23 protein-coding genes are annotated in these 25,419 nt (G+C 54.4%); 19 read left to right on the top strand and 4 right to left on the bottom strand.

Annotated features, from left to right (window positions below):
* Positions 1–40 precede the first annotated feature (40 nt).
* From ACH50O_RS22160 to ACH50O_RS22145, 4 genes are all read left to right on the top strand, one after another.
* Positions 41–2,383, top strand: a complete 2,343-nt coding sequence (locus ACH50O_RS22160) for a TonB-dependent receptor domain-containing protein (RefSeq protein WP_446809921.1) — start codon at positions 41–43, stop codon at positions 2,381–2,383.
* A 12-nt stretch (positions 2,384–2,395) separates the two neighbouring features.
* Complete coding sequence (locus tag ACH50O_RS22155; protein WP_446809920.1) at positions 2,396–3,598, top strand: PepSY-associated TM helix domain-containing protein; 1,203 nt, start codon at positions 2,396–2,398, stop codon at positions 3,596–3,598.
* A 118-nt stretch (positions 3,599–3,716) separates the two neighbouring features.
* The gene (locus ACH50O_RS22150; protein WP_446809919.1) at positions 3,717–4,619 is read left to right on the top strand and encodes a cation diffusion facilitator family transporter; all 903 of its coding nucleotides are present in this window, start codon (positions 3,717–3,719) and stop codon (positions 4,617–4,619) included.
* Between the two features lie 48 nt (positions 4,620–4,667).
* Positions 4,668–5,993: a D-alanyl-D-alanine carboxypeptidase family protein gene (locus ACH50O_RS22145; RefSeq protein WP_446809918.1), complete on the top strand. Its 1,326-nt coding sequence runs from the start codon at positions 4,668–4,670 to the stop codon at positions 5,991–5,993.
* A gap of 8 nt (positions 5,994–6,001) precedes the next feature.
* Here ACH50O_RS22145 and ACH50O_RS22140 read toward each other — a convergent pair whose 3' ends face one another.
* Positions 6,002–6,208 (bottom strand): SlyX family protein, encoded by a 207-nt coding sequence (locus ACH50O_RS22140; protein WP_446809917.1) that lies wholly within the window; start codon positions 6,206–6,208, stop codon positions 6,002–6,004.
* 131 nt (positions 6,209–6,339) lie between these two features.
* On the opposite strand from ACH50O_RS22140, the gene ACH50O_RS22135 reads away from it, so the two are divergent.
* Genes ACH50O_RS22135 through ACH50O_RS22120 form a run of 4 tightly spaced genes read left to right on the top strand, consistent with a single transcriptional unit; the run spans position 6,340 to position 9,041 of the window.
* Positions 6,340–6,642, top strand: coding sequence for a DUF6763 family protein (locus tag ACH50O_RS22135; RefSeq protein WP_446809916.1), 303 nt, complete (start codon positions 6,340–6,342; stop codon positions 6,640–6,642).
* Positions 6,643–6,650: 8 nt separating this feature from the next.
* Entirely contained in the window at positions 6,651–7,499 is an 849-nt protein-coding gene (locus ACH50O_RS22130) for an ATPase (RefSeq protein WP_446809915.1), read from the top strand.
* A 13-nt stretch (positions 7,500–7,512) separates the two neighbouring features.
* Positions 7,513–8,577, top strand: a complete 1,065-nt coding sequence (gene metA, locus ACH50O_RS22125; protein ID WP_446809914.1) for a homoserine O-succinyltransferase MetA — start codon at positions 7,513–7,515, stop codon at positions 8,575–8,577.
* The gene (locus tag ACH50O_RS22120; protein WP_446809913.1) at positions 8,577–9,041 is read left to right on the top strand and encodes a nucleoside deaminase; all 465 of its coding nucleotides are present in this window, start codon (positions 8,577–8,579) and stop codon (positions 9,039–9,041) included. The genes metA and ACH50O_RS22120 overlap by 1 nt, the downstream gene beginning before the upstream one ends.
* Here the strand turns inward: ACH50O_RS22120 and ACH50O_RS22115 are convergent.
* On the bottom strand, positions 9,035–9,481 hold the full coding sequence (locus ACH50O_RS22115; RefSeq protein ID WP_446809912.1) for a hypothetical protein: 447 nt from the start codon (positions 9,479–9,481) through the stop codon (positions 9,035–9,037). The two genes, ACH50O_RS22120 and ACH50O_RS22115, sit on opposite strands and share 7 nt — an antisense overlap.
* Before the next feature lie 206 nt (positions 9,482–9,687).
* Between ACH50O_RS22115 and hslV the strand changes: the two genes are divergently transcribed.
* From hslV to ACH50O_RS22065, 10 genes are all read left to right on the top strand, one after another.
* The gene (gene hslV / locus ACH50O_RS22110) at positions 9,688–10,248 is read left to right on the top strand and encodes an ATP-dependent protease subunit HslV (protein WP_020483114.1); all 561 of its coding nucleotides are present in this window, start codon (positions 9,688–9,690) and stop codon (positions 10,246–10,248) included.
* 4 nt (positions 10,249–10,252) lie between these two features.
* Complete coding sequence (hslU, locus tag ACH50O_RS22105; RefSeq protein WP_446809911.1) at positions 10,253–11,572, top strand: ATP-dependent protease ATPase subunit HslU; 1,320 nt, start codon at positions 10,253–10,255, stop codon at positions 11,570–11,572.
* A 1-nt stretch (position 11,573) separates the two neighbouring features.
* Positions 11,574–11,963 (top strand): gamma-butyrobetaine hydroxylase-like domain-containing protein, encoded by a 390-nt coding sequence (locus tag ACH50O_RS22100; RefSeq protein ID WP_446809910.1) that lies wholly within the window; start codon positions 11,574–11,576, stop codon positions 11,961–11,963.
* Between the two features lie 8 nt (positions 11,964–11,971).
* The gene (ubiE, locus tag ACH50O_RS22095) at positions 11,972–12,721 is read left to right on the top strand and encodes a bifunctional demethylmenaquinone methyltransferase/2-methoxy-6-polyprenyl-1,4-benzoquinol methylase UbiE (RefSeq protein ID WP_446809909.1); all 750 of its coding nucleotides are present in this window, start codon (positions 11,972–11,974) and stop codon (positions 12,719–12,721) included.
* Between the two features lie 10 nt (positions 12,722–12,731).
* A complete protein-coding gene (locus ACH50O_RS22090) occupies positions 12,732–13,358 on the top strand; it encodes a ubiquinone biosynthesis accessory factor UbiJ (protein ID WP_446809908.1) in 627 nt (208 codons plus the stop codon).
* Positions 13,359–13,372: 14 nt separating this feature from the next.
* Entirely contained in the window at positions 13,373–14,941 is a 1,569-nt protein-coding gene (gene ubiB / locus ACH50O_RS22085; RefSeq protein WP_446809907.1) for a ubiquinone biosynthesis regulatory protein kinase UbiB, read from the top strand.
* Between the two features lie 546 nt (positions 14,942–15,487).
* Positions 15,488–15,667 (top strand): hypothetical protein, encoded by a 180-nt coding sequence (locus tag ACH50O_RS22080; RefSeq protein WP_446809906.1) that lies wholly within the window; start codon positions 15,488–15,490, stop codon positions 15,665–15,667.
* A 223-nt stretch (positions 15,668–15,890) separates the two neighbouring features.
* Positions 15,891–17,684 carry a hypothetical protein gene (locus ACH50O_RS22075; RefSeq protein WP_446809905.1) on the top strand — a complete coding sequence of 598 codons (1,794 nt, stop codon included), beginning with the start codon at positions 15,891–15,893 and terminating at the stop codon, positions 17,682–17,684.
* A 250-nt stretch (positions 17,685–17,934) separates the two neighbouring features.
* A complete protein-coding gene (locus tag ACH50O_RS22070) occupies positions 17,935–19,521 on the top strand; it encodes an AAA family ATPase (RefSeq protein WP_446812178.1) in 1,587 nt (528 codons plus the stop codon).
* 10 nt (positions 19,522–19,531) lie between these two features.
* Positions 19,532–20,323: a general secretion pathway protein GspB gene (locus tag ACH50O_RS22065; protein ID WP_446809904.1), complete on the top strand. Its 792-nt coding sequence runs from the start codon at positions 19,532–19,534 to the stop codon at positions 20,321–20,323.
* A 15-nt stretch (positions 20,324–20,338) separates the two neighbouring features.
* Here the strand turns inward: ACH50O_RS22065 and ACH50O_RS22060 are convergent, their stop codons facing one another.
* Positions 20,339–21,835 (bottom strand): DcaP family trimeric outer membrane transporter, encoded by a 1,497-nt coding sequence (locus tag ACH50O_RS22060; RefSeq protein WP_446809903.1) that lies wholly within the window; start codon positions 21,833–21,835, stop codon positions 20,339–20,341.
* Positions 21,836–21,838: 3 nt separating this feature from the next.
* Entirely contained in the window at positions 21,839–22,315 is a 477-nt protein-coding gene (locus tag ACH50O_RS22055) for a cytochrome c (RefSeq protein ID WP_446809902.1), read from the bottom strand.
* 176 nt (positions 22,316–22,491) lie between these two features.
* Here ACH50O_RS22055 and glnE point away from each other — a divergent pair, with 176 nt between their 5' ends.
* Positions 22,492–25,362, top strand: coding sequence for a bifunctional [glutamate--ammonia ligase]-adenylyl-L-tyrosine phosphorylase/[glutamate--ammonia-ligase] adenylyltransferase (gene glnE / locus ACH50O_RS22050; protein WP_446809901.1), 2,871 nt, complete (start codon positions 22,492–22,494; stop codon positions 25,360–25,362).
* The last annotated feature ends 57 nt before the right edge of the window (positions 25,363–25,419 follow it).

Here is a 25,419-nt window from a genome sequence, read left to right as displayed (position 1 = left end):
GAGAAAAAACCTTGCCACCCACGACTAACCGGAGATAACCATGGATTGCAAACTCAAAACCACCCCCTTGAAAAAGCAGCGCCGGCATTTGCCGCTACTGGCTTTTGCCCTGACCGCTTCGCTCGACGCTTTGGCGACCGATACGACCGCGAGCATCGACCTTCCCGCACAAGCGCTGGCAACCACCCTGGACAACTTAGCCAAGTCCACCAACACTAAGCTGATTTATGCCGACTCGGTAGTGCAAGGCTTACAGGCCGAGGCATTGAAAGGCAACTTCACCGTGCAGCAGGCCTTGGAAAAAGTGCTTAACCGGAACGGCTTGCAATACGAACAAGTCGGCGAAGGCGTCATTGCGGTGAAAAAAGCGCCCGCCCCCAAGCCAAAAGCCGTTAAGGACGATTCGATTTTCGAATTGGGCGCGGTTACCGTCAGCGATCAAGCCGAGAGTGTTAAATTAACCGGCAAGGACATCGCCACTTCGGTAGACATCATGTACGCAGACAAGATCGCCGACCAAAACGTGTTGACGGCCTACGACTTGTTCCACCGCATGCCCGGCGTCCAGGTTACTCAATTCGGCCAAGGCATCACCACCGGAAAAATGTCGTTTCGCGGCTTCAATGGCGAAGGCAGGGTAAACGCGGTCAAATTATTGATAGACGGCGTGCCCAGCAACACCAACAGCGGCGACACCTATTTCATCGACTCGCTGTTTCCGCTGGACATCGAGTCGATTGAAGTGGTGCGAGGTACCAACGACGCCCGCTACGGCCTGCACTCCTTCGCCGGCAACATCAGCATGAACACCACCACCGGCGGCAATTACGTCAAGGGCCGGGTCGGTTACGGCAGCTTCAATACCCACGACATCCAATCCGGACTGGGCTACGAAAAAGACGGTTTCTCACAAAACTATCAAATATCCTACCGTGCCAGCGACGGTTACCGCGACCACAGCGACACCGACAAAAACAGCTTTTCCGGCAAATGGTTTTATACGCCGGACGACCAACAGTACAAAATAGGTTTAATCGCCCGCTGGAGCGAAGCCGGCGCCCAAGAACCGGGCTATATGACTTACCAGGAACAGTTACTTAATCAAACCCAAACCTTCGCCCGAAATGCCACAGACGGCGGCAAACGTACCGTTGGCCAAGTCAGCACCCATTTAGACGTCAACGTTAGCAAGACTTTATTCTGGTCGTCCAAAGTTTACGGCAACTTGTTCGACGACCAACGTTACGTGACTTACGGGCCCAACGCGGCACAGCAAGAACGCGACCGCGACGAAATCCAGTACGGGGCGATGACCTCGCTCACCTACCATCCGGTCGTCAGTTGGCTGGACGACTTTTCAGTGGAAACCGGATTCGACTTCCAACAACAGCAAAACAAGTACCTGCGTTATTTGAGCGATAGCAGGGTTCGCCGTAGCAGCGGTTTGCGTAACGACGAGAAGTGGGACTTCTTGAACTACGGTGGCTACATCCAGGCCGTGATCAAGCCCTTCAAATGGCTGAAACTGACACCGGGTTACCGTGCCGACATCATCGACGGCAGCTTCTTCAACTACCGCCCGGGCGCGACCTTCGGCTCTTATCCGTTGAACGATTACGGTACGGTTTCGCAGCCGAAAATCGGTGCGGTGATTACGCCGATCGAAGGCTACAGTCTTTACGGCAACTGGGGCCGCACCTTCCAGGTCGGCCTGGGTCAGGCGACCTTTATCGGCCGCAACCAAGCGAATATCGGTCCGTCCTTGAACGATGGCTGGGAGGTTGGGGTGAAGCTGAAACCGGTGGATTGGGCCGAAGGCCGGATCGCTTATTGGGCGCAAGACGCCAGCAACGAAATCAGCCGCAACCTAGCCAGCGTCGATTCGACGATGATCGGTGCCACCCAGCGCCAGGGTGTGGACATTGAAGTCAAGGTCTACCCGACTGACAAAGTCGGCGTTTGGGCCTCTTATTCCTTGCAGGAGGCTAAAGTCAGCAATCCTCCGGCAATCGCGGCCGGCACGATGGAGTACACCGCCGGCAATCAGGTAGTCAATACCCCAAATTACTTGTTCTCGGCCGGCATCGACTACCAAATCCTGCCACAATTGCGTTCGTCGCTATGGACCAGCGGCCAGGGCGACTACTTTGTCGATCAAGCCAACCAACGCGGCAAATACGGGGAATACGCCCTGCTCAACCTCGATTTAGGCTATCAGGTGACCAAGGAAGTGGAATTGCAATTTCAGGCCAAAAACCTGACCGATGCTCGCCGGGAATATGTTTGGTACGACGAAACCTTCGGCGCCACCGCCCAACCTTTCTTCTCGCCAGGCGACGGCATCGCGTTCTACGGCGCCGTCAACGTCAAGTTCGACTACTAAGCCCGCATCACCATGAAATCGACGGCCAGCAAAAAACCGGCTAGACGCCAATTTTGGCTGGCCGCACATCTGTATCTAGGCTTATCGTTGGGACTGGTCATCGCGGTGGTCGGTCTGACCGGCAGCCTGCTGGTGTTTTATATCGATCTGGACGAGTGGCTTAATCCGCAGCTGATCATTTCCGAACCAAGCGCCCAACGGCTAAGCTACGAGGATATTTTCCAGGCCTTACGCCGAGCCGAACCCGCACGGCAACGCGGCTGGCGCCTGGAAATTCCCGACGATCCAAGGCGCGCAATCACCGCCCGCTACTATAAACCGCAAGAAACAGAACATCACGGCTTTGCGCCGCTGATGGTATCCGTCGATCCATATTCGGGTGCTGTACTCGCCGACCGTTTCTGGGGCAAGTTTGCGATGACCTGGCTCTACGATTTGCATTACAAATTGTTGCTGGACGAAACCGGTAAGATTTTGCTGGCTATCGTTGGCGGTTTGTTGCTGATTTCCTTGGTCACCGGCGTTTATCTGTGGTGGCCGCCGTTGCACAAATTGAAAAATGCCCTGAGCCTAAAACGCCATGCCAGCCGCGAACGCTTGAATTACGATTTACATAAACTGGCTGGCATCTACAGCTTGATCGTGATGTTGGTTTTGGCCCTAACCGGGATTGCGTTGGAGATTCCGCAATACGTTAATCCACTGCTGGGTCATTTCTCGCCATTGCAGGCATCGCCCAAACCACTATCCGTCCCTCCCCAAACCCATCAAGCCCGCATCAGCCTAGATCAAGCCGTGGCAGCCGGCCAAGCCGTCTTTCCGCTAGCGCGCTTGTGCTGGATCGAAACGCCGGATGGCACCGGCGGCAGCTACCGCATCAATCTGCGCCAAGCCGGCGAACCCAGCCAGCGCTTCCCCAAAACCAATGTCTGGGTGGATCAATATTCCGGCCAGGTGTTGGCGGTCAGTAATCCCGATGAGCTTGGCGGCTCGGACACTGTCATCAACTGGCTGCACCCGCTGCACACCGGCGAAGCCTTAGGCTTGACCGGCCGGTTGCTGGTTTTGTTTTCCGGATTGCTCTGCCCGGTATTGTTTATCACCGGCGTCATACGCTGGCTGCAAAAACGCCGCGGCCGGGAAATGCGTCATCGGTGGCAAACGCAACTTAGCGCCAAAAATCCACAACCATCGCCTAATCTGTTGAAGCGCTAAGTATTTGCGGCAAATCCAGCCGGCTAATCTAGAATTGGCATAGTGATCAAGTCTGTTTGCGGCAGAATTTTCCGCAAACGGACCCTCCCTTGTGTTCAATTTATTCGGCGCCATACTCATGTCCCATAGCAATTCCACCTCAGCAATTATTTACGCATTCGCCGCCAATCTGGGCATCGCTTTAACAAAAAGTGGCGCGGCGGTCTGGACCGGTTCCGGCTCGCTGCTGGCGGAAGCCATTCACTCCTTTGCCGATTGCGGCAATCAGGTGTTGCTGTTTATCGGCATGAAACGCTCGGCCCGGACAGCAACCCAACGCCACCCAATGGGCTACGGCCGGGAGTCGTATATCTGGTCGATGATGGTGGCGATAACGCTGTTCTCGGTAGGCGGTCTGTTTTCGATACATGAAGGTTGGTTGCGCTATCACGAACCGCAAGCCGTGGAAAACGCCGGCATCGCTTTAGCGATATTGGCTATAGCCGTGGTTTTGGAGGGTTTTTCGTTGCGCGCGGCTTTGGGGGCAATGACAAGCGAACGCGGCGAAGGCGGACTCTGGCAATGGTTTAAAGAAACCCAGTCCAGCGAATTGATGGTGGTGATAGGGGAAGATTTGGCCGCGCTGCTTGGCCTAATGATAGCCGCGGCGATGCTGGGTTTGACTATGCTTACCGGCAATTCGCTTTACGACGCAATGGGTTCGATGTTGATCGGCGCATTTTTGGTGGTCGTAGCGGTGTTAATCGGCCGCGAAGTACATTCCTTGCTGCTCGGCGAAGCCGATATCCGGATTAGCGACGCGGTTCAAAGTTACCTGGAAGATCAAGGCTGTGTCAGCCGCGTATTGAATATTTGGGCTGTTAGCCATGGAAACCAAGTGATGCTGGCAATTAAAGCCGAATTACTGGCGGACTTAAGCGTCGGCGAAGCTGTTGAATTAATTAATGGAATGGAAAAACAGATCAAAATCGATCATCCCCGCGTCAATTGGGTCTTTTTCGAAATCGATAATTCTGATTAAATAATACAGTCAAATGTTTAGGCCACATATCTGGAGCAAAGTACTAACTTGAGCACCCTACCGAAAATCCGTTTAGCGCTACTTTCTCTAGCCTGCCTGATGTTGCAAAGCCCCTCGGCAACCGCGCGGTACGCCGCGATTGTAATCGATGCCGACACCGGCCGCGTGGTCCACGAAACCGAATCGACCCAACGCTGGTATCCGGCGTCATTGACCAAGGTCATGACCATCTACCTGACGCTTTCCGCATTGGAAAATGGCCGCCTTCGACTGACAGACACCTTGTTCGCGTCTAAACACGCGGCTTCGCAACCGCCGTCCAAACTGGGTTTGCGCACCGGCCAGAGCCTGACGGTGGAACAAGCCATCATGGCGGTGACCACCCGCTCCGCCAATGATGCCGCAGTAGTATTGGCGGAAAAACTGGGCGGTTCGGAAAGCAATTTTGCGACGATGATGACCCAGCAAGCCCGTACTTTGGGCATGTATAACAGTTCGTTCGAGAACGCCAGCGGCCTGCCGGACGACGGTCAAATCAGCAGTGCCCGCGACCTGGCCTTATTATCGGCTGCCTTGATTCGCGACTTTCCGCAACACTATCATTATTTCTCGGCGACGGAATTTAACTACAAAGGTCGGGTAATGCCCAACACCAACCGCATCCTGAAAAGCTATCCGGATGCCGATGGTCTGAAAACCGGTTTTACCTGCGGCTCCGGCTACAACCTGATCGCCTCGGCCAAACGCAACGGTCACCGCTTGATCGGTGTGTTATTGGGGGCGCACAGCAGTGGCGAACGTTTCGAGCAAATGGGCAACCTATTAGACATGGGCTTTGCCAATAGCGAAAAAGGCCTGTTCGGGGAACATATTTCGCAATTGAAGGATTACAGCGCCCTGCCGCCGCCGTTTCAATTGTCATCCAACCGCTGCGCCGGCAGCGCTGAGCAAATGGGTGCGGACTCCGGCAGCAGCCGTTACGAACCGATTAGAATCAATGCGCCTTATAACAGCCGGCGTGAAAAGCTGACGCAGTTGGCGCAAGCCAAACCGCAAAACCGCGCTAACGCATGGACGGTCAGCATGGGTAGTTATCCGCGAAAAATCGACGCGGACGTTAATTTACAGCGCGCACGTAACGCTCTCGGCGCGTTAGCTAAAACCGGACGTGCCGGCATCGTCAAAACCAAGACTAAAGGCAGCACGGCTTGGCGCGCGCAATGGAGCGGTTTGCAACAGGACGACAGCGAGGATTTTTGCCGCCGCCTGCGCGCCAAACATATGGATTGCAGCGCATCGCCGCAACCCCGGCAAACCTTGGCGTCCGCCAGCCCATCCAAGCCTTTACGCCGCAACAGCCACCGCAAATCGTAAGTTTCAAATCAGTAATGGGGCGGCCGTTCTTCGACGGCCCCAATTTGGCGATCATCCAGCGCCAGACTTTTGATTTTATCGTGCAGTAATTTACAGGTTTCTTCCAGTTTGCCGATTTGCTTTTGCTGGTCGGCCACCACCTGATTCAAGGCCTGAATTAAATCCTCCTGATAGGCTTGTTTAATCTCCAATTCGATAAATCTGTCTTCGCTCATAACCCCGGCCGGATAATATTCAAATTTGCCATTCTAATCGAAAATTCCGGTAGTTTTGCCCCCATGTACTCGCACAGCTTCTATAAACTCGCTATCATTGCCGAGTACATCAACATAGCGAGGATGCAACGATGACCACTATTGCAGACCCAGTCATAGGCCGCTGGTATAAAGACCTGGAAAGTAATCTCACCTTTAAAGTTGTCGCGATCGAAGGCAACGACGAATCGGTGGAAGTTCAGTTCGCCAACGGTGATCTGGGCGAATACGACAACGAATCCTGGTACAGCTCCACTATCGATTACATCGAAGATCCGGAGGATTGGAGCGCGCCGTTCGACGAGCTGGAAGCCGACGATCTGGGCTATACGGACCCTGATCGCCATGCCCGCCCGGACGCGGAAGATTTGGACATTAGCGATTTGTTGGACTGAGATTTTTTATGAAAATGACCCCGCAACAATTTCTGGACTGGGAATCCAAAAGCATCACCCTGCTGGCCATGTCCGGCGCAGGCAAAACCACTCTCTCGGCCAAACTGCCCAGGGATAAATGGTTTCATTACTCCGGCGACTATCGCATAGGCACCAAATACCTGGAAGAACCGATTCTGGACAACATCAAGCAGCAAGCCATGGGCGTACCGTTTTTACGCGACTTGCTGAAATCCGACTCGATCTATATTTGCAGCAATATCACGGTAGAGAATCTGGCGCCGGTATCCAGCTTTCTCGGCAAAATCGGCGATCCGGCCAAGGGCGGCCTTTCGCTAAACGAATTCAAACGCCGCCAGGCGCTACATCATCAAGCGGAAATCGCCGCGATGAACGACGTGCCGGACTTCATCCACAAAGCCGAAGACATATACGGCTACAAGCATTTCATTAACGACGCCGGCGGTAGCGTTTGTGAACTGGATTGCCCAGAGGTGCTGGAAAACCTGGCTAAACACACGCTGATCGTCTACATCAAAATTCCACCCGCCTTGGAACAGACCATTATCGACCGCGCCAAGAAAGACCCGAAACCCTTATATTACCGGCCGGAATTCGTCGATGAAAAACTGACGCAATTCATGCGCGCGCGAGGTTACGGCTCGACCGACCAAATTCCACCGGACGAGTTTGTCAGCTGGGTGTTTCCGGAATTGTTCAAAGCACGGGTACCGCGCTACGAAGCGATTGCCGCCCAATACGGCTATACCATCAATGCCGACGAAACCGCCAAAGTTAATAATGAAGACGACTTTATGCGTCTGATTGCCGAGGCGATTGCCCGGCAACAACCTTGAGACCGTTCTTGCAATGCCGCTAGTTGCTCATACCGCTTTACCCACTTTTCAGCGCCTGCGCGAAGAAGGCGAGGAAATTCTCAGCCCGGACCGCGCCAGCCATCAATCGATCAGAGAATTACACATCGGCTTGCTGAACATCATGCCGGATGCTGCGCTGGAAGCCACGGAGCGTCAGTTTTTCCGGCTGGTCGGCGCCTGCAACCAGATCGCGCAATTCCATGTGCATCCGTTTACGATAGAAGGTCTGGAAAGAAGTCCGGAGGCCTGGGCGCATATTCACCAATATTACGAATCGTTCGAGCAAATCAAGCAAGACGGCCTGGATGCATTGATTATCAGCGGCGCCAACGTCACCCACGATCATTTGCAGGAAGAGGATTTTTGGTTGCCCTTGACCGAAGTGTTCGAATGGGCCACGCAAAACGTCACCTCGGTGCTGTGCTCATGCCTCGCTACGCATGCCTTAATTCAACATTGTTACGGGGTGGAGCGCACTCGCCTGCCCGCCAAACGTTGGGGCGTGTTTTCGCACAGAGTCGTCGACAGACAGCACCCTCTGGTATCGGAAATCAATACCCGCTTCGACGTGCCGCATTCGCGTTTCAACGAAGTATTTCAGCGCGATATGGAAAAACACGGATTGAAAGTATTGGTGGTCAGCGAAACTGCCGGCGTGCATCTCGCAGTCAGTCCGGATGGTTTTCGCATCGTGTTCTTCCAGGGCCATCCGGAATACGACGACATTAGCCTGCTTAAGGAATATAAGCGCGAGGTGCTACGCTATTACCACGGCGAACGCGATGATTACCCACCCTATCCCGAACATTATTTCGATAGCGAAGTACAACGTCTGCTAGCCGACTATGCGGTGCATGTGAAAGCCGCCAAACACGGCGCCAGACCACTGAAAGCCATGCCGGAAGGCCAAATCATCGAGCACCTGGACATCACCTGGCGAGATTCGGCCAAGGCGGTATTCAATAACTGGCTGGGCAAAGTCTATCAAATCACCAACGAAGATCGCCGCTTACCGTTTATGCAAGGCATCGATCCCAATAATCCGCTGAATTTATAGTGCATCAAGACTTTCTGAACCAAGCTATCGCGTTGGCTTGCGACAACATCAACAATGGCGGCGGACCGTTCGGCGCCATTGTGGTTAAAGGCGATGAAATTATTGCCGGCAGCGGGAATCGGGTCACGCCGGATCTGGACCCTACCGCTCATGCCGAGATCGTCGCCATTCGGCTGGCCTGCCAAAAACTGGGCGATTTTCAATTAAGCGATTGCACGCTCTACACCAGTTGCGAGCCTTGCCCGATGTGTCTGGGCGCCATCTATTGGGCAAGACTGAAAGCGGTATATTACGCCTGCGACCGGTTCGACGCCGCTAAAGCCGGGTTCGACGACGGTTTTATTTATACCGAAATCGACAAACCCGCTCAGCAACGCCGGATCGCCATGCGACAACTAGCGCTCGATACCGCTAATCGTCCCTTCGAGCTATGGCAAATTAAGAATGACAAAATTCGCTATTGACCCGTAGCAGGCTTTACGGCTGGTTTGGCCACTTCCTCACCCTTGATTTTCACCAGCCAGCCATCCTGCCCCAGACAACCGCTCTCTAATTTACTTTCCGCCGATTTGGCGGTAACGTGGATACGGGCAAAACCGGGAGTCAACTGCGGCAGTTTCGCGGACACAAAGTAAAAGGTTTTTTTATCCACCACATTGACTTTCATTTTTTCGCCGCGGGCTTCGGCGGTGACCGTCAATGGATCGGCATTGTGGGAAATGTGAAAGGCAATATCGGCACCGGCATCGACCTCGGCTTTTTGCTCGGGCACGAAATCTCGAAATTTCGGTCGTTTACACTCCTTCAATCTCTCTTCTTCTTCCGGCGACAAGGCCAACGCCGCAGTTGAAAAAACCATTGCCCATAGTAATAGCGCACCTCTCCAGCGATTTGACAATTTCATGACTACCCTCTTGTTGTTATTGTAGTGTTGGACGTGCCGGTCAATACAGCACACCCTTAAAATACCAGCACTTTCAACTTTAATCAGTTTTCGTGCGTTGTTCAATCTTTGCCCCTTTCGCCCACAAGTCCAGCGGTTTTAAACTTCTACCCCAACGCCGCCGAGAACATGTAAAATCGCCGCCTTTCCCTTTTTCATTCACAGACATGACGAATTTCAGAGGCACCACCATTCTTTCCGTCAGACGCGGCGACAAAGTCGTGATCGGCGGCGATGGCCAAGTCACCCTGGGTAACACCGTGATGAAGGGCAATGCCCGTAAAGTCAGACGCTTGTATCACGACAAAGTGATCGCAGGATTCGCCGGCGCCACCGCCGATGCCTTCACCCTGTTCGAACATTTCGAGGGCAAGCTGGAAAAGCATCGCGGCAATCTGACCCGCGCCGCCGTGGAAATGGCCAAAGATTGGCGTACCGACCGCGCCTTGCGCAAATTGGAAGCCTTGTTGATCATCGCCGATAGTAAAACCTCGCTGGTCATTTCCGGCACCGGCGACGTCATCGAACCGGAATACGATTTTATCGCGATAGGCTCCGGCGGCGCTTTTGCGCAAAGCGCCGCCCGCGCCTTGCTGGAAAACACCGAACTGAGCGCCCGCGAGATCGTCGAAAAGTCCCTGGGCATTGCCGCCGACATTTGCATCTACACCAACCACAATCTGCGCATCGAAGAATTAGACGCCGAACCACAACCGGCACAAGAGTAAAACCATGAGTCAAATGACCCCCAGAGAAATCGTCAGCGAACTGGACAAACACATCGTCGGCCAAGCCGCCGCCAAACGTTCCGTCGCCATAGCCCTGCGCAACCGCTGGCGCCGCAGCCAGGTTGCCGCTGAACTGCGCGACGAAATCACCCCGAAAAATATCTTGATGATAGGCCCCACCGGCGTCGGCAAAACCGAAATCGCCCGCCGTTTGGCCCGCTTGGCCAATGCGCCGTTCATTAAAATCGAAGCCACCAAATTTACCGAAGTGGGTTATGTGGGCCGCGATGTGGAATCGATTATTCGCGACTTGATCGATACCGCCGTGAAAACCACCCGCATCTCGGCGATGGAACGCGTGCAAAACCGCGCCGCCGATGCCGCCGAAGAAAAAGTACTGGATATTTTACTGCCGCGCGCCGAAGGCGGCATGCTCTCGGAATCCGAGGAATCGACTCGGCAGAAAATGCGCAAAAAGTTGCGCGAAGGCGACTTGAACGACAAGGAAATTCAAATCGACGTCAGCGCGCCGGCGGTAGGCGTGGAAATCATGGCGCCGCCGGGCATGGAAGAAATGACCAGCCAGTTGCAAGGCATGTTTCAAAACCTGGGCAGCGGCCGCACTAAAACCCGCAAATTAAAAATCAAGGATGCCTTGAAGCAGTTGCAGGAAGAAGAAGCCGGCAAACTGGTCAACGAAGAAGAAATCAAGCAAACCGCGCTGGAAGCCGTCGAACAGCACGGCATCGTGTTTCTCGACGAAATCGACAAGATCTGCAAACGCTCGGAAATGGGCGGCGGCGAAGTGTCCCGCGAAGGCGTGCAGCGCGATTTGTTACCGCTGGTGGAAGGCAGTACCGTCACCACCAAATACGGCATGATCAAGACCGATCATATTTTGTTTATCGCTTCCGGCGCGTTTCATTTGACCAAACCGTCAGATCTGATTCCTGAACTACAGGGCCGCTTCCCGATTCGGGTGGAATTGAATGCCTTGAGCGCGGACGACTTCGTGCGGATTCTGACCGAACCGGACGCTTCGCTGACCGAGCAATATCAGGCTCTGCTGAAAACCGAAGGCGTCGAGGTGCAATTCAGCGCCGACGGCATCAAACGTATCGCCGAGCTAGGCTGGCAAGTCAACGAAAAAACCGAAAACATCGGCGCCCGCAGACTGCACACCATCCTGGAAAAGCTGCTGGAAGACATTTCCTTCGATGCGCCGGACCTGGTCGAAAAGTTCATTAACATTGATGCCGCCTATGTGGATGCGCATTTGATGGAACTCGCCGACGACGAAGACCTTAGCCGTTACATCTTATAAAATGCGCGTACAAATCACCCCCACTCATCGAGTCCCAACCGAAATCAAGCTGCACAAAGTTTCGGCGATATTGGAAATTCATTTTGACGACGAGAGCATTTACGAACTGCCCAGCGAGTATCTGCGTGTATTTACCCAATCGGCGGAAGCGGTCGGGCATGGCCCCGGCCAGGAAACCCTGCAAATCGGCAAAGAGGATGTGACGATTACCGACATCCAGCCAGTGGGCAATTACGCCATCAAACTGGTGTTTAGCGACGGTCACGACACCGGCATTTACAGCTGGGATTTGCTGTACAAGCTGGGCTCCGATTTCCCGCTGCTGTGGTCGAATTATCTGGAAGAACTGAAAGCCGCCGGCCTGAGCCGCCGCTCGCCTCTACACAATTAAAGAACATCATGACAAACGACAATACTACCCACTTTGGTTTCAAACAGGTTCCCAAACAGGAAAAAGTAGCGCTGGTGCGCGGCGTGTTTGACTCGGTCGCCAGTCAATACGACGTAATGAACGATCTGATGTCCATGGGCATCCACCGCATCTGGAAACGAGTGGCGGTGCAACTGGCCAATGTTCGCGCAGGCGACAGCGTGTTGGATCTGGCCGGCGGCACCGGCGACTTGACCAAACTGTACGAAAAACGCGTCGGCAAATCCGGCCAAGTGGTCTTGGCGGACATTAACGCCGCGATGCTGCGTACCGGCCGCGACCGGCTGATTGATCATGGCCTGAGCGGCAATATTCGTTATGCGCAAGTCAACGCAGAATGTCTGCCGTTTGCGGACAACACCTTTGACTGCGTGACCATCGGTTTTGGCTTGCGCAACGTCACCGATAAGGACGCGGCCTTGCGCTCCATGTACCGGGTGTTAAAACCCGGCGGCAGGGTCATCGTGCTGGAGTTTTCGCATCCCATCGACCCGATTACCGAAAAAGTCTACGACTTTTACTCGTTTAATCTATTACCGAAAATTGGCGCGATTGTGGCCAAGGACGAAGACAGCTACCGCTATCTGGCAGAGTCGATCCGCATGCATCCCAAGCAGGACGAGTTAAAGCAAATGATGGAAAACGCCGGCCTGGAGCGTTGCGAGTATTTCAATATGACACAGGGCATCGTTGCCGTACACCGCGGCTATAAGTTTTAACTGGTAGCCGATGATTAAGCCGCTTTTTATTGCCACCCTGGAAGGCGCGCTGAATCGCTATTTAGCGCTGGACGATCACATCGAACAATACCTGACGCCGATGGTCGGCAAGGTCATCGCCTTGCATGTTACATCCCTCAATAGCAGCATCTATCTCTGCCCTAGCGAGCAAGGCATGCAAATTTTGGAAAGCTATCCGGGCGCAGCCGATGCCACGCTGAGCGGTTCTCTGTCGGCACTGGGCTTGATGGGCTTGAGTGCCACGCCCATGCGTTCCTTGTTTAAAGGCGAAGTACGCATCGAAGGCGATACCCAACTGGCGCGCCGCCTGCAGCGTCTGTTCGAAAAACTGGACATCAACCTGGAAAGCAAAATCGCCCGCTACACCGGCGATGCCTTTGCCCAGCGCTTGGCTAAGCTGTTTCGCGGCAGCCGTGACTGGACTCAGCACACCCTGACGACCTTTCGCTTAAATCTGGAAGAATTCCTGCAGGAAGAAACCCGCGAACTGCCGGCCAAGTCGGAAGCCGAGTTATTTTTCCGAGAAATCGACACTTGCCGTAGTGATTGCGACCGACTCAGCGCCCGCCTCGACCGCCTGGAAGCCTCGACCCACTCCATATCCGAGCCTCAATAACAAGGACCTGCACCGTGATTCGCCCGAAAATTCTGATGCGCCTCATCCACATCAACTGGGTGATGATGTTCCATGGCCTGGATGAAATTGTTCTAAAAACACACTTACTTCGGCCGATTCGTTATATCGCGTTCTTGTCGCCGAACTATTGGACCAGCAAAGCTCGCGAACCGCGCGGCGTGCGTATCCGCAAGACTCTGGAAGATCTAGGGCCGATTTACGTCAAATTCGGTCAAACCCTATCGACCCGCAAGGACTTGCTGCCGGAAGACATCGCCGAAGAGCTGGTCAAACTGCAAGACAAGGTGCCGCCGTTTTCCGCCGAAACCGCCCGTAAAATCATCGAACAACAACTGGGGCAATCGATAGAAGAAGCCTTTGCCGAATTCGATCCGCAACCGCTGGCCTCGGCTTCGGTCGCGCAAGTACATACCGCGACCTTGAACAGCGGCGAGAAAGTCATCGTAAAGGTGCTGCGCCCGGACATCGAAGACAAAATCCATTCCGACGTCGGCTTGTTGTACGAACTGGCGCGCCTGGCCGAACGCTTCTGGAGCGATGCGCGCCGGCTACGGGCGATGGAAATCGTCGCCGAGTTCGAAAAAACCATACTTGACGAACTCGATCTGGTGCGGGAAGCCTCGAATGCCAGCGCCATCCGTGCCAATTTTAAAAACTCCGAAATGCTCTACATCCCGGAGATCCACTGGCCGCTGACCCGGCGTAAAGTGCTGGTAATGGAGCGGATCTACGGCGTGCCGGTCGGCGACATCGAGGCCTTGCGCAAAGGCAATGCGGATTTCAAAAAGCTGGCCGAACGTGGCGTGGAGATTTTTTTCACCCAGGTATTCCGCGACAATTTCTTCCACGCCGACATGCATCCGGGCAATATTTTCGTGCAATTGCCGGATAAATACTTGGCGGTTGATTTCGGCATCGTCGGCAGCCTGTCCAGCTCCGACCAGCGTTACCTAGCCGAAAACTTCCTGGCGTTTTTTAACCACGATTATCGCCGAGTCGCGCAGATGCATATCGAATCCGGCTGGGTACCGGCTTCGACCCGAGTGGAAGAATTCGAAGCCGCGATCCGCAGCGTTTGCGAGCCGATTTTCGAAAAGCCGTTAAAAGACATTTCCTTTGGCTTGCTGCTGCTGAGACTATTCCAGACCGCCCGCCGCTTCGACATGGTAGTACAACCGCAACTGGTATTACTGCAAAAAACCCTGCTGAATATCGAAGGCCTGGGCCGTCAGCTCTATCCCGATCTGGATCTGTGGCAAACCGCTAAGCCCTTCCTGGAAAACTGGTTCAAGCAACGGGTCGGACCAACGAAAAAGATCAAGGAGCTGTTCGCCAAATTCCCGGAAATCACGGAACAAATCCCCGAAATGCCCGGATTGGTATTCCAAGCCCTGCAAAGCGCCGCGCACATGGAACAGCAAATGCAGCAACAGCAAAAAGACATGCTGGAACTGCGAAAACAACTTAGACGCAACAACACCCGCACCTTGCGCGCCATCTTGGGTGCTGCGGCATTGATTGCGGCAGCGTTAGTCCTACAATCGCCGCTGCTACACGGCTAACCCCCTACGCTCTACCGGGTGTTTCTCCGCACGACCGGCACCCAGGTAAATCTTAGAAATACCGGTGTGGATTATCCAATCCGCTAACTAGGCGGGGGACGTGAGGACTGTCCTTGCAAATGCGGTAGTTTCAAAATTAACCGTCGAATTACTTGTTAGCCAGAGACACAGTAAATTTGGTACGGAAGCAACTCGCGAATCAGGCAAGGTTTCCACCCGGTGGTTTTAAGCGCATTACCCGGCCACACCACGCAATCACTCATCGGAACACACGAAACCGAACGCGTTTCATCTCGCAACAACCCAGACAATTGCACGATATATCGTAAGCATGACGAATTACGGTAGCCAAAATCTGCGCTCAGCATATGGTCAGCAGGCTTAAACGTTGACTCATCCAAAAATACTTTTTATATAACAGTCACTTAAAAATACTTCAAACTTTCAAGCATCAATTGGCACCGGTATTGCCATATCTAAATCGCCAGTCCCGGAGACCGTTGCCGGACTACCGAACTATCAGACAACCAAAAATAGGTACTCGCGATGAAAACACAACCGAAAGCCCAGCATTGCTGCCGTTGCGGCACCCGTCTTTCACGCTGCGAAAAATTATATCTGGAAGGGGATTTATGCGCGCTGTGCGACCAGATCCGCAGCGAAGCGCTCGATATTTGGTCTACGCCGCAAGCAAAACGCATAAGGAGTGCACGGCGCGTGGCCTGACCGTTACGAGAATAGCCGCACAGGCTTTTAGCTAGGCGCTTACCTCTATTCGTCGCCGAATTATTGCGCCCGTGAGGTCTCGCGCCGCCGGAAATACAAAAGACGGTTACGGCTTTATTCGTTTCAAACCCATCAGCGACACTACCGCCCGCTAGCCCAATCCGGGCAAATGCGCTTGAGCGGTGCGCAAAAACTAGAACAACCACTATTAGGAGACTATGCCATGTATAACAGTAACTTTTTTACAACCGCCATTGCCGCGTTCAAGTGTTACGCTGCGACAGCCTTACTATTCGCGCTCAGCGTGTTTCTGGTAACCCTGAACGCTCCTGCTGCCACGGCCGGCACGCTGCCCGAACAACTCAAATGCAAGGACGGCGAAGAATTCAGCAACGGCTTTTGCTACAAACCCTGCGACTCCGGGTATGAAGGCGTCGGCCCGGTATGCTGGCAAAAATGCCCGTCCGGCTACACCAATCTAGGGGTTTTCTGCGACATGCCGCCGATCACCAAAGAAAGCTACGGCCGCGGTGCCGGTAAAATTAAAAACGGCTGCCCCAACGGCAAAGTCAACGAAGACGGTCTGTGTTACACGCCCTGCCCGAGCGGCTGGAAAGGCGTCGGCCCGGTGTGCTGGAAAGGCATCAAATCTCAAACTCGCGGCGCTGGCAGCGTGCCCAACAGTTGCCCGTCCGGCACCGAGGCCGACGGCGCACTGTGCTATCCCACTTGCAAAACGGGCTACGACGGCGTCGGCCCGGTGTGCTGGCAAAGATGTCCCAACGGCTATACCAACAGCGGCGTGTTTTGCAGCAAAACCCTTACCAAGGCCAGTTACGGACGCGGCGCCGGCTATGCGGCAAGCAATATTTGCTCGGGCAAGAACCGCAAATACGACACCAACTACACCTCGCAGCTCAGCCAGTTCACAGACACTAAACGCTTTACGCTGCTGATCGCCTCCGACCCGCAAATGCCCTGGTGGATGGAAGGCCGCGATCCCGATTGCAACTCCGCCTATTGCGTATTGGCAAAATCGAAACAAGTTAACGGCGAGCAGGTTAAAGCGATGAACAACATCACCAACACCAGCTGGTTCGCTAACAGCAACACCGGCAAAGGCCAGTGGCCGAACGCCACCAACATCACCTACGGCGGCGCGCTCAGCCAACCGCTGGCGCTGATCATGAACGGCGACCTGACCGCATACTGGCACGCCGACGAAGCGAAACTCTACCGCCAGTACTACGAAACCGACTATACAGCAGGCAGCGTAGCCGACGACTACAAAAAGCCGGACAGCGACCCCAGTCTGAAATTGCCTATCTTCCCCGGTCTGGGCAACCACGACTACCAAAACAACCTGAACGACTGCTACGGCATGACGGCGGATTCCAACCACTGTGCGAAATCGGCGGTCAACTACATCAAGGACATGGTCTACTGCGACGAGGTCGGTAACTTCATCAATACCCTGGTCAGCCGCTTCGACGACAAAAGCCTGGCTTACTCTTGGGACATCGGCAACTTCCACTTCGTGCAGCTGCACAATTACCCAAGCTATACCGCCAAGGAAGTCGACATCGAATCGGCTATCGAATGGCTGAAAAACGACTTGGTCAGCGCTACGGCGGACGGCAAAAAAATCGTGCTGAACATGCACGACTACGACGCCGTCGCGGAAAACGCCGATTTCAAAAATGCGATCAAGGGTCACAGCATCGTCGCCCTGTTTGCCGGCCACAAGCACGAAAAAACCGGCTGGCTGGGCAATGTGACTAACACCGACGCCGCCGGCAAAAGCTACGAGTTCCCTTACTTCTTCAGCGGCTCGTCGGACTACCAAACCTTTTTGCTGGTGGAATTTACCGACACCTACATGAACGTCGGCGTCATCAGCAGCAAGGACGGCAGACCGGTATTCGTCGGCGACGGCTTCGAACTGGATCCGGCCACCGACCCGAAACGGCCACGCAGACTGCCTATCGAACTGCCGGCCACCTTTGTGTTCGAGTAATCCTCCCTTAGCTGTAGCCAGCCTCGGGCGACCGCCAACCGGCGGTCGCCCTTTTTTATGTTGGTAGCGAAGCGGCAAGCCTGACGGCTCCCCGATGCGGGCGACGGGCTGGATGCTGCAAACTCAAACAATATTACACGCCACCGATAGGCCTTTCCCGCTTCCGCTTGGCATCCATTCAGACTTTTAAGTGCAATTTGCACCGGTTTGAATTAGCATCGTGCGACCATTTTCTTGGAACGCCAGAATCTTGTATCAGCAATACTTCAATTTCAGCGAATTGCCTTTTTCGATCTCGCCCGATCCGCATTTCATGTACATGAGCGAACGGCATCAGGAAGGCTTGGCGCATTTGCTGTACGGCATCAATAGGGGCGGCGGTTTCGTCGCCTTGACCGGCGAGGTGGGTACCGGAAAAACTACGCTGTGTCACTGTTTACTGCAGCAACTGCCGGATAACGTCGATATCGCCCTGATATTGAACCCCAAGTTGACGGCTCTGGAACTGCTGGCGACGATCTGCGACGAGTTGAACATAGGCCATGACGGTATCACGGCAAAACAGCTGATCGATGCCATCAATCAGTATCTACTGGCCGCATATGCCAAAGACCGGCGCACGGTGTTATTGATCGACGAAGCACAGAACCTGAGCCTGGAAGTACTGGAGCAAATTCGACTCCTGACCAATCTGGAAACCAGCAAGGCCAAACTGCTGCAAATCATTCTGGTCGGCCAGCCGGAACTGAATGCCATGCTGTCTCGCCGGGAACTGCGTCAGCTCAATCAACGCATCACCGCGCGCTATCATTTGCTGCCGCTTTCTCTCGACGAAACGCGGGCCTATATCCGGCATCGGCTGCGGGTTTGCAACGGCAACCATCGTCTATTCAATCCGGCGGCAATACGCAAGGTTTACCAGTATTCGGCAGGCGTGCCGCGCTTGATCAACATTCTGTGCGACCGGGCTCTATTGGGAGCCTACGCGACCAACGCCGGGTGGATTACTCCGCCAATTGTTCGCCGAGCGGCTCGGGAAGTGATGGCCACGGCCGGGTCGAAGCCGCGAAGATATGCGGCGATGGCTTTGATTTTAACGCTTGGCGCCGTGCTGGGGTTTGATCTGTGGCGTCCGGTATTCACCTTGCTCCAGCCGGTCAAGTTCGCCGCACCACAGAAATCCGTTACGCCGAATCCGATGGCCTCCGAAGTTCCAAGCCCGGCTTTCAATACACAGCTGGACCACTCCGGGCTAACATTGGAAGGCGCGCTGGCTGAAGCGCTGCGAGTTTGGCGGGAAGCGGTGCCTGCCGATAAGCCGCTGGATTGCAATGTCATCGCGTCCATAGGGTTGAATTGCTTGTCCGGGCGGGGTAGCTGGCAAGAATTGCTGAGCCTCGATCGCCCGGCCATTTTGACATTTCCCGGCCTGGCCAAAGACAAACGCTATGCGCTGTTAATCGGGATAGACAATGATCGTGCCGTGATTCGCCTCAAGGAAATAGTGCAAATTCCGCTTACCGAACTATTGACGCTATGGGACGGCAATTATCTGCTGCTGTGGCGACCGCCGGTTCCTGACGTCACGGAAATTGCGCAACCGCAGAAATCCGCCGGTGTGCAATGGCTGCGCGAACAGCTCGGTCAAGTCATCGAAAATCCGGCCGGCGCCGCCGATCCACAAGTTTTCGATGAAGCGCTCAAAGGGCTGTTGATGGCTTTCCAACGCCGGCAGCACCTGACTGCCGACGGCATAGCCGGCGCCCGCACTCTGATACATCTGGATAACCAAAACGGAGCCGCTGCTTCGCCCCATTTGACGACAACCAGGCGCTAGGATATTGATTATGTCTTACATTTTAAATGCACTGCGCAAATCCGAACGAGAACGCCAAGCGATGCAGCCCGACACGGTGACCAGTCGCATTGCTATCCAGCACACGCCGGAGCGGCAAAGCCTGACTAAGATTATCGCGGTGCTGGTAATTTTAAACTTGGCGATCCTGACCTATTTTCTGGGCATCGCACCGCACATACCGGAAGACGGCGAACAAACGCCCGCCAAGATTGAAAAGCCGGCTCAGCTCATTGCCAGCCCGCCGCCGTTGGGCGACGACCAGTCCAGCCCGGCAAAGTTTGCTCCAAACCCAAAAACCCAGCCATCCCGGAATCAGGCCCAGGCTACCGACAACATCGCCGCCGGCAAGAAACAACCGGTTGAGCCGACTAAACCAGCCGTTACGCCGGCACAGCCGGTCAAGCCTACGGCGGTAATCGCCAAACCGGTGCTGGATACCAACCCCGTGGCCGAGCCGGAACAGCAGACAATTCCGGTTCCGCAAATCGTCGCCAACTCGGAGCAACCCGCAGTGAAAAAACCGGAGCCGGTCGCAACAACAAGGCCGCAGAACGAGCTTCCCACATTGGAAGACTTGCCGCCGGACGTGCGCCAGTCGCTGCCCGCTCTTCCGATCAATGTCTTTAGCTATTCATCGACGCCCGCCGAGCGGTTCGTGATGATAGACATGGTCAAATATGTCCCCGGCCAGACCATCAAGAATACGTTAGAACTGAAGGAAATAGCGGAGGATGGCATTATCGTCCGCTACGAGGGCCGTGTGTTCAAAATCAGACGCTAAGCAACTCGCACCCGCTTAGAAACTGTATTTCGCCGAAAATTGCACCCGTTGCAATACACCATCCCGGCCGTCGATCAACTCACGCGTCGCATACGTGTATTCCAAGCCCAGCATGGCCTGACTGACCGGACTCCAAAGCAGATTGGCGTGCACCGACTGCACTTGCCGACTCAAAACCGCATTGGCATACGCCGGGTAATCGACCTGAGCAAAGCCATAAGTCACGCTGGAGCGCCATTGTTTATCCCACCAATGTTGATAAGACAGCATGCCGCCGTAGGCATCCACCAAGTTAATCGCCCCATGGTTATCCAGCGCCGCGTCGGCGAAGGTATTGTTGGTGGACACGTAACGCGCGTCGCCTTTGCCGTAATGCGCCATAAAGCGGATATTATCCAAGCCAAGGGTATTAATCCGTCCCGCCAAATTGACGCCGCCGCCCCAATCGGCTTGCCGATAGCCCGTCGTACCATTGGTATAGCGCAACTGTCTACCGACCGCAGCCAAGGATACATTACCCCAATCGGGATTAAGATTTAGCCGCGCCACCATATCCGGATAACGGTCGGCGTTAGGCGTGATGTAATAAGCCGAGTCCAGATTGGGATTGGCGCTTTTACTGGAAGACGCTTCCAGCGCACTGTCAACCCATAAGCGGCTGCGCGGCGCCTCAAACGCCAGTTGCCATTCCATAGGCATATCCAGCCAGTTAAACGGTTGGTTCCAGCGCACCAAAGGTTGGCGCAGGCTGGTAATCGCGCCGGCCGAACCACCCACATCCAATGTATCCGGCAACGCAGCTACATTAAGAAAGGTAGTCCATGTTTGCCCCGCCAGAAAACGACCGATGGAACCGTAGGCATGGCGTAAGCGCGGCGTGTAGGTATAGGTTGCCGGATCGCCGTAAAAGTCAAACTCCAGATAGGTGTTGATGTCGCCCCAGTCGCTAGTCGGCGTAAACGATTTGAACCACAAACGGCTTTCCTTGGCATGAAAAGCGATCTGCCCACGTTCGCCAGCCGCACCGACCGGAATTTGCGACATAACCAATTGCTGATCGCCCAGCCTATCGCGTCCGGCGCTGACGCTATTGAACAAGGTATCCATTTTCACAAACCCGCCCAAACCGACCGACGTATCGGTTCCGGGAATTTTAAATGTCCCTTTCACGTCGCCGACCGTCACCGCCGGCTTCTCCTTGGTTTTATCGTTACCGGCTACCAAGTTGGCGGGTGCGACCGCCGCCGATGGCGCCACAGCAACTGCCTGCCCGGCGGCATTTACGGCCTGCTTGCCGGCCGCGACTTGCTCGGCGCGATAATGTTGTAACTCCTGCTCCAACTGTTCTATTCTGGAATTGGAGCGATCAACTTGGCTCTGCAACTGCGTGACTTGCTGACTCAAGGTTTTCAGCAAAGTCTTGATGTCCTCATCGGCTGCCCGCACTGGGAATGTCAGCAAACAGCAGCACAATATCGGAAATACTTTGGAAAAGAGCGGCAACGGCTTCATAGTCTAACTCCCAAGCTTTCTGAATAAGGCGTGGCAAGAGGTGCACGTGGTGTTGATTTCATGCAAGCCGTCCGGGATAGCGTCGATATGATTTTGCTCGGCGAGCGCCTGCAACTGTTGTGCCTCTTCCCGCAGCTTGTTGGCTAAGGCCAAAAACGCGGTTTGTTCACTGGCGTTTAGCTGCAAACCGGGCATGCTGGCAATAATCGTCCCGACGTTGGCAGACAAATTTCGCGCGGCCTCGCCGATTTGCCGAGAGTATTTGCGGCGCTCGACGTCCAATTGCTGCTCGGTCATAAACCGCTCCTGCATCAAACTGTCCATCCGGGCCATCAATTCGCGCAATTGATTGTCGCGTACCGCGTGCAAGGCCGGCTGACCAGTCTGGCTGCGCCCGCCCTCGATATGCGCATGCTGATTACCGGAACTGGAACAAGCGCTGAATATCAAGACTACTGCCAACAAATATAGGTTTTTCATGGGTTGCCCCCTGTGCGATCAAGCTTTAAGTAATATCCCGACACGACCGATCGCCGCAGCAAGATCAGGTTTAAGTGTACCTTATAACTGTAGGGATATTTTTTCGATCGCCATCTAGGGTAGCGTTCGGAGTTTAGGTATCATGCTGCTTCCGTTTTACCGTCAGGATACCGTCTATGTCGCTTCTCGATTCGTTGTCACAACAAACGGTGCATTTGCCGGATGAACTGCAAAACTTGGCCGTCGACTTTTGTACGCAACTCGAAGAAAAGCTTAGCCCGGAACAATTTGAGATTTTCGACAACAGCGTATTTTCCGCTTCGGTACTGAAAGTCTGTAGCTGCAGCCAATTTATTAGTGAAAGCTGGCTCCGCAATCCCGACCTGATATCTGACCTGGTGACATCGGCCGATCTATTCGCCCCTTTGCGCCGCGCCGATTACGCCGCCGCATTGCAACAAATTGGCGCAGACGGCGAACCGGCGCTAGCCAAACAACTGCGCTTGTTCCGCCGCCGGGAAATGGTGAGAATCGCCTGGCGCGATCTGGCGGGCTGGTCCGACCTGGACGAAACGCTGGCCGACCTGACGGCACTGGCGGAGGCCTGCATTCAAACCGCGCTGGATTTTTTATACCGCCAGGCATGCCAGCGTTGGGGAACGCCGACGTTGACGGACGGTACGCCGTTCAATATCGTGGTACTGGGCATGGGCAAGCTCGGCGCCTGGGAACTGAATTATTCCTCCGACATCGACCTGATCTTCGCCTACGCCGAGGACGGCGTGCTGACCGAGAAAAAAGAAATCAGTTACGGCGAATTCTTTACCCGCATCTGCCGCTCGCTGGTCAAAATGCTGGACGAGATCACCGTGGACGGTTTTGTGTTTCGGACCGACGTGCGCTTGCGGCCGTTCGGCGATAGCGGGCCCTTGATCATGAATTTCGAAGGCATGGAACATTATTATCTGACTCAAGCCAGGGAATGGGAGCGCTATGCGATGATCAAGGCCCGGCAAGTGGCCGGCGATTTCCACACTGGCAAACAGTTGGCCGCACTGATCAAACCGTTTGTATACCGGCGTTATCTGGATTATGGCGCGTTCGAGGAATTGCGTTCGCTAAAATTCCAGATCGCGCAAGAACTGAAACGCCGCGACCGCGCCGACAATGTCAAGCTCGGTCCCGGCGGCATCCGCGAAGTGGAATTCATCGGCCAGGCCTTTCAGTTAATACGCGGCGGCCAGGACATCGCATTGCAACAACGCGAAATTCAAACCGTTCTCAGCGTGCTGGAAGAACTGGAACTGATGGCCGCCGACGAAGTGGCCGCTTTGAAATTTGCCTATCGTTTTTTGCGGCGAGTGGAAAATCACATCCAGCAATATCAGGATAAACAGACTCACGACCTACCCGGCCATCCGCTGGTGCAACGGATTTTGGCGTATTCCTTGGACTTCGAGGATTGGAGTGCTTTCAAGGCCGAACTGGATCAGGTGCGGGAATCGGTCCAGGACATTTTCGAACAAGTATTTTCACTCAGCGAACAGGACAACAAGCAGCAAAGCGCCCGCTTGATCTGGACCAGTTGCGCGGACAACGAATTGGCACTGGAAGCGCTGGCCGACTACGGTTTTAGCAATCCACAGACGATTCAGAAAGCCATCATCGATTTTAAAGAGTCGCATGCCGTCAAACGCATGACCAGCAAGGGTGCCGGCGTCCTGGACCGGCTAATGCCGCAGCTGATAGAACAAGTGCCTAACGGCGAAAATGCTGACGCCACGCTACTACGCATCCTGGATTTGTTCGAAGCGGTGGCTGGACGCAATGTTTATCTGGCTTTATTGGCCGAGAACCCGGACGCGTTGAACCAGTTAATCAAACTGGCGGCGGCCAGCCCGTGGATTTGCGAGTATCTCTCGTTGTATCCGATTTTATTCGACGAGTTGCTGGATACCCGCTCTCTTTACGAGCCCTTGCAAAAACAGGCCTTGCGCGAAGACTTGCAAAGAACGCTGGCCCGCGTCGATACTCAAGACGGCGAGCAATTGATGATTGCGCTACGCCAGTTCAAACACCTCAATGTGTTACGGGTGGCGGCCGCCGACATTATGGGCGTCATTCCGGTGATGATCGTCAGCGATTATCTGACCTGGATCGCCGAAATCATTCTCGAGCAAGTATTGCAGTGCGCTTGGCAAATGCTGACCGGCAAACACGGCAATCCTCCCGGCACCGGCCCCAATCCGCAAAATTTCGCGATCGTAGCCTTCGGTAAATTCGGCGGTATCGAACTGGGTTACGGTTCCGATCTGGATTTGGTGTTTTTATACGCCTGCGCCGACGGCGATGCCCAAACCAACGGCGAAAAACCGATCAACGCCGGCCAGTTTTATCTGCGTCTAGGCCAAAAAATTCGGCATATTTTGGATACGAAAATGTTGTCCGGCATATTGTACGAAGCGGACTTGCGCTTGCGGCCCAACGGCGACTCGGGCTTGCTGATCACGCATATCGATCATTACGAAGCCTATCTGCAAAAAGAAGCCTGGACCTGGGAACACCAAGCCCTGGTGCGCGGCCGTTTCGTCACGGGCGACGAGACCTTAAAGCACAGCTACGAAGCCATACGCCAACGGATTTTAGCGCTACCGCGCGAGCTCGAAGCCTTGAAAACCGAAGTAAGAGAGATGCGGGAAAAAATGCGCGACAATCTGGCGCCAAAAAGCCCCGACGTATTCGACCTCAAGCAAAGCCTGGGCGGCATCGCCGATATCGAGTTTATCGTGCAATTCGGCGTCTTGGCCGAAACCGCGCGTAATCCGGCCCTGGCGACTTACACCGACAACGTACGTCTGCTGGAAGCCCTGCAACTACACGGCTTTATCGCCGCCACCGATGCCGAACTGTTAAAACGGGCCTATTGCGCTTATCGCGATTACGGACATCATCAAGTCCTGCAAGGCCTCAGCGTTACCGCCCACGGCGACGAATTCCACGAATTACGCGCGGAAGTGGAACGGATTTGGGCTAAGTTTATGTTGTGATACTGTTAGACCAATCACCGGGCGGTCATCCCTAGGGTACAAGTACAATCGCCTACC

This window comes from Methylomonas sp. 2BW1-5-20 (assembly GCF_052474515.1).
Note: the sequence above shows the minus strand (reverse complement) of the source record. Positions and strands in the feature narration are given on the sequence as shown.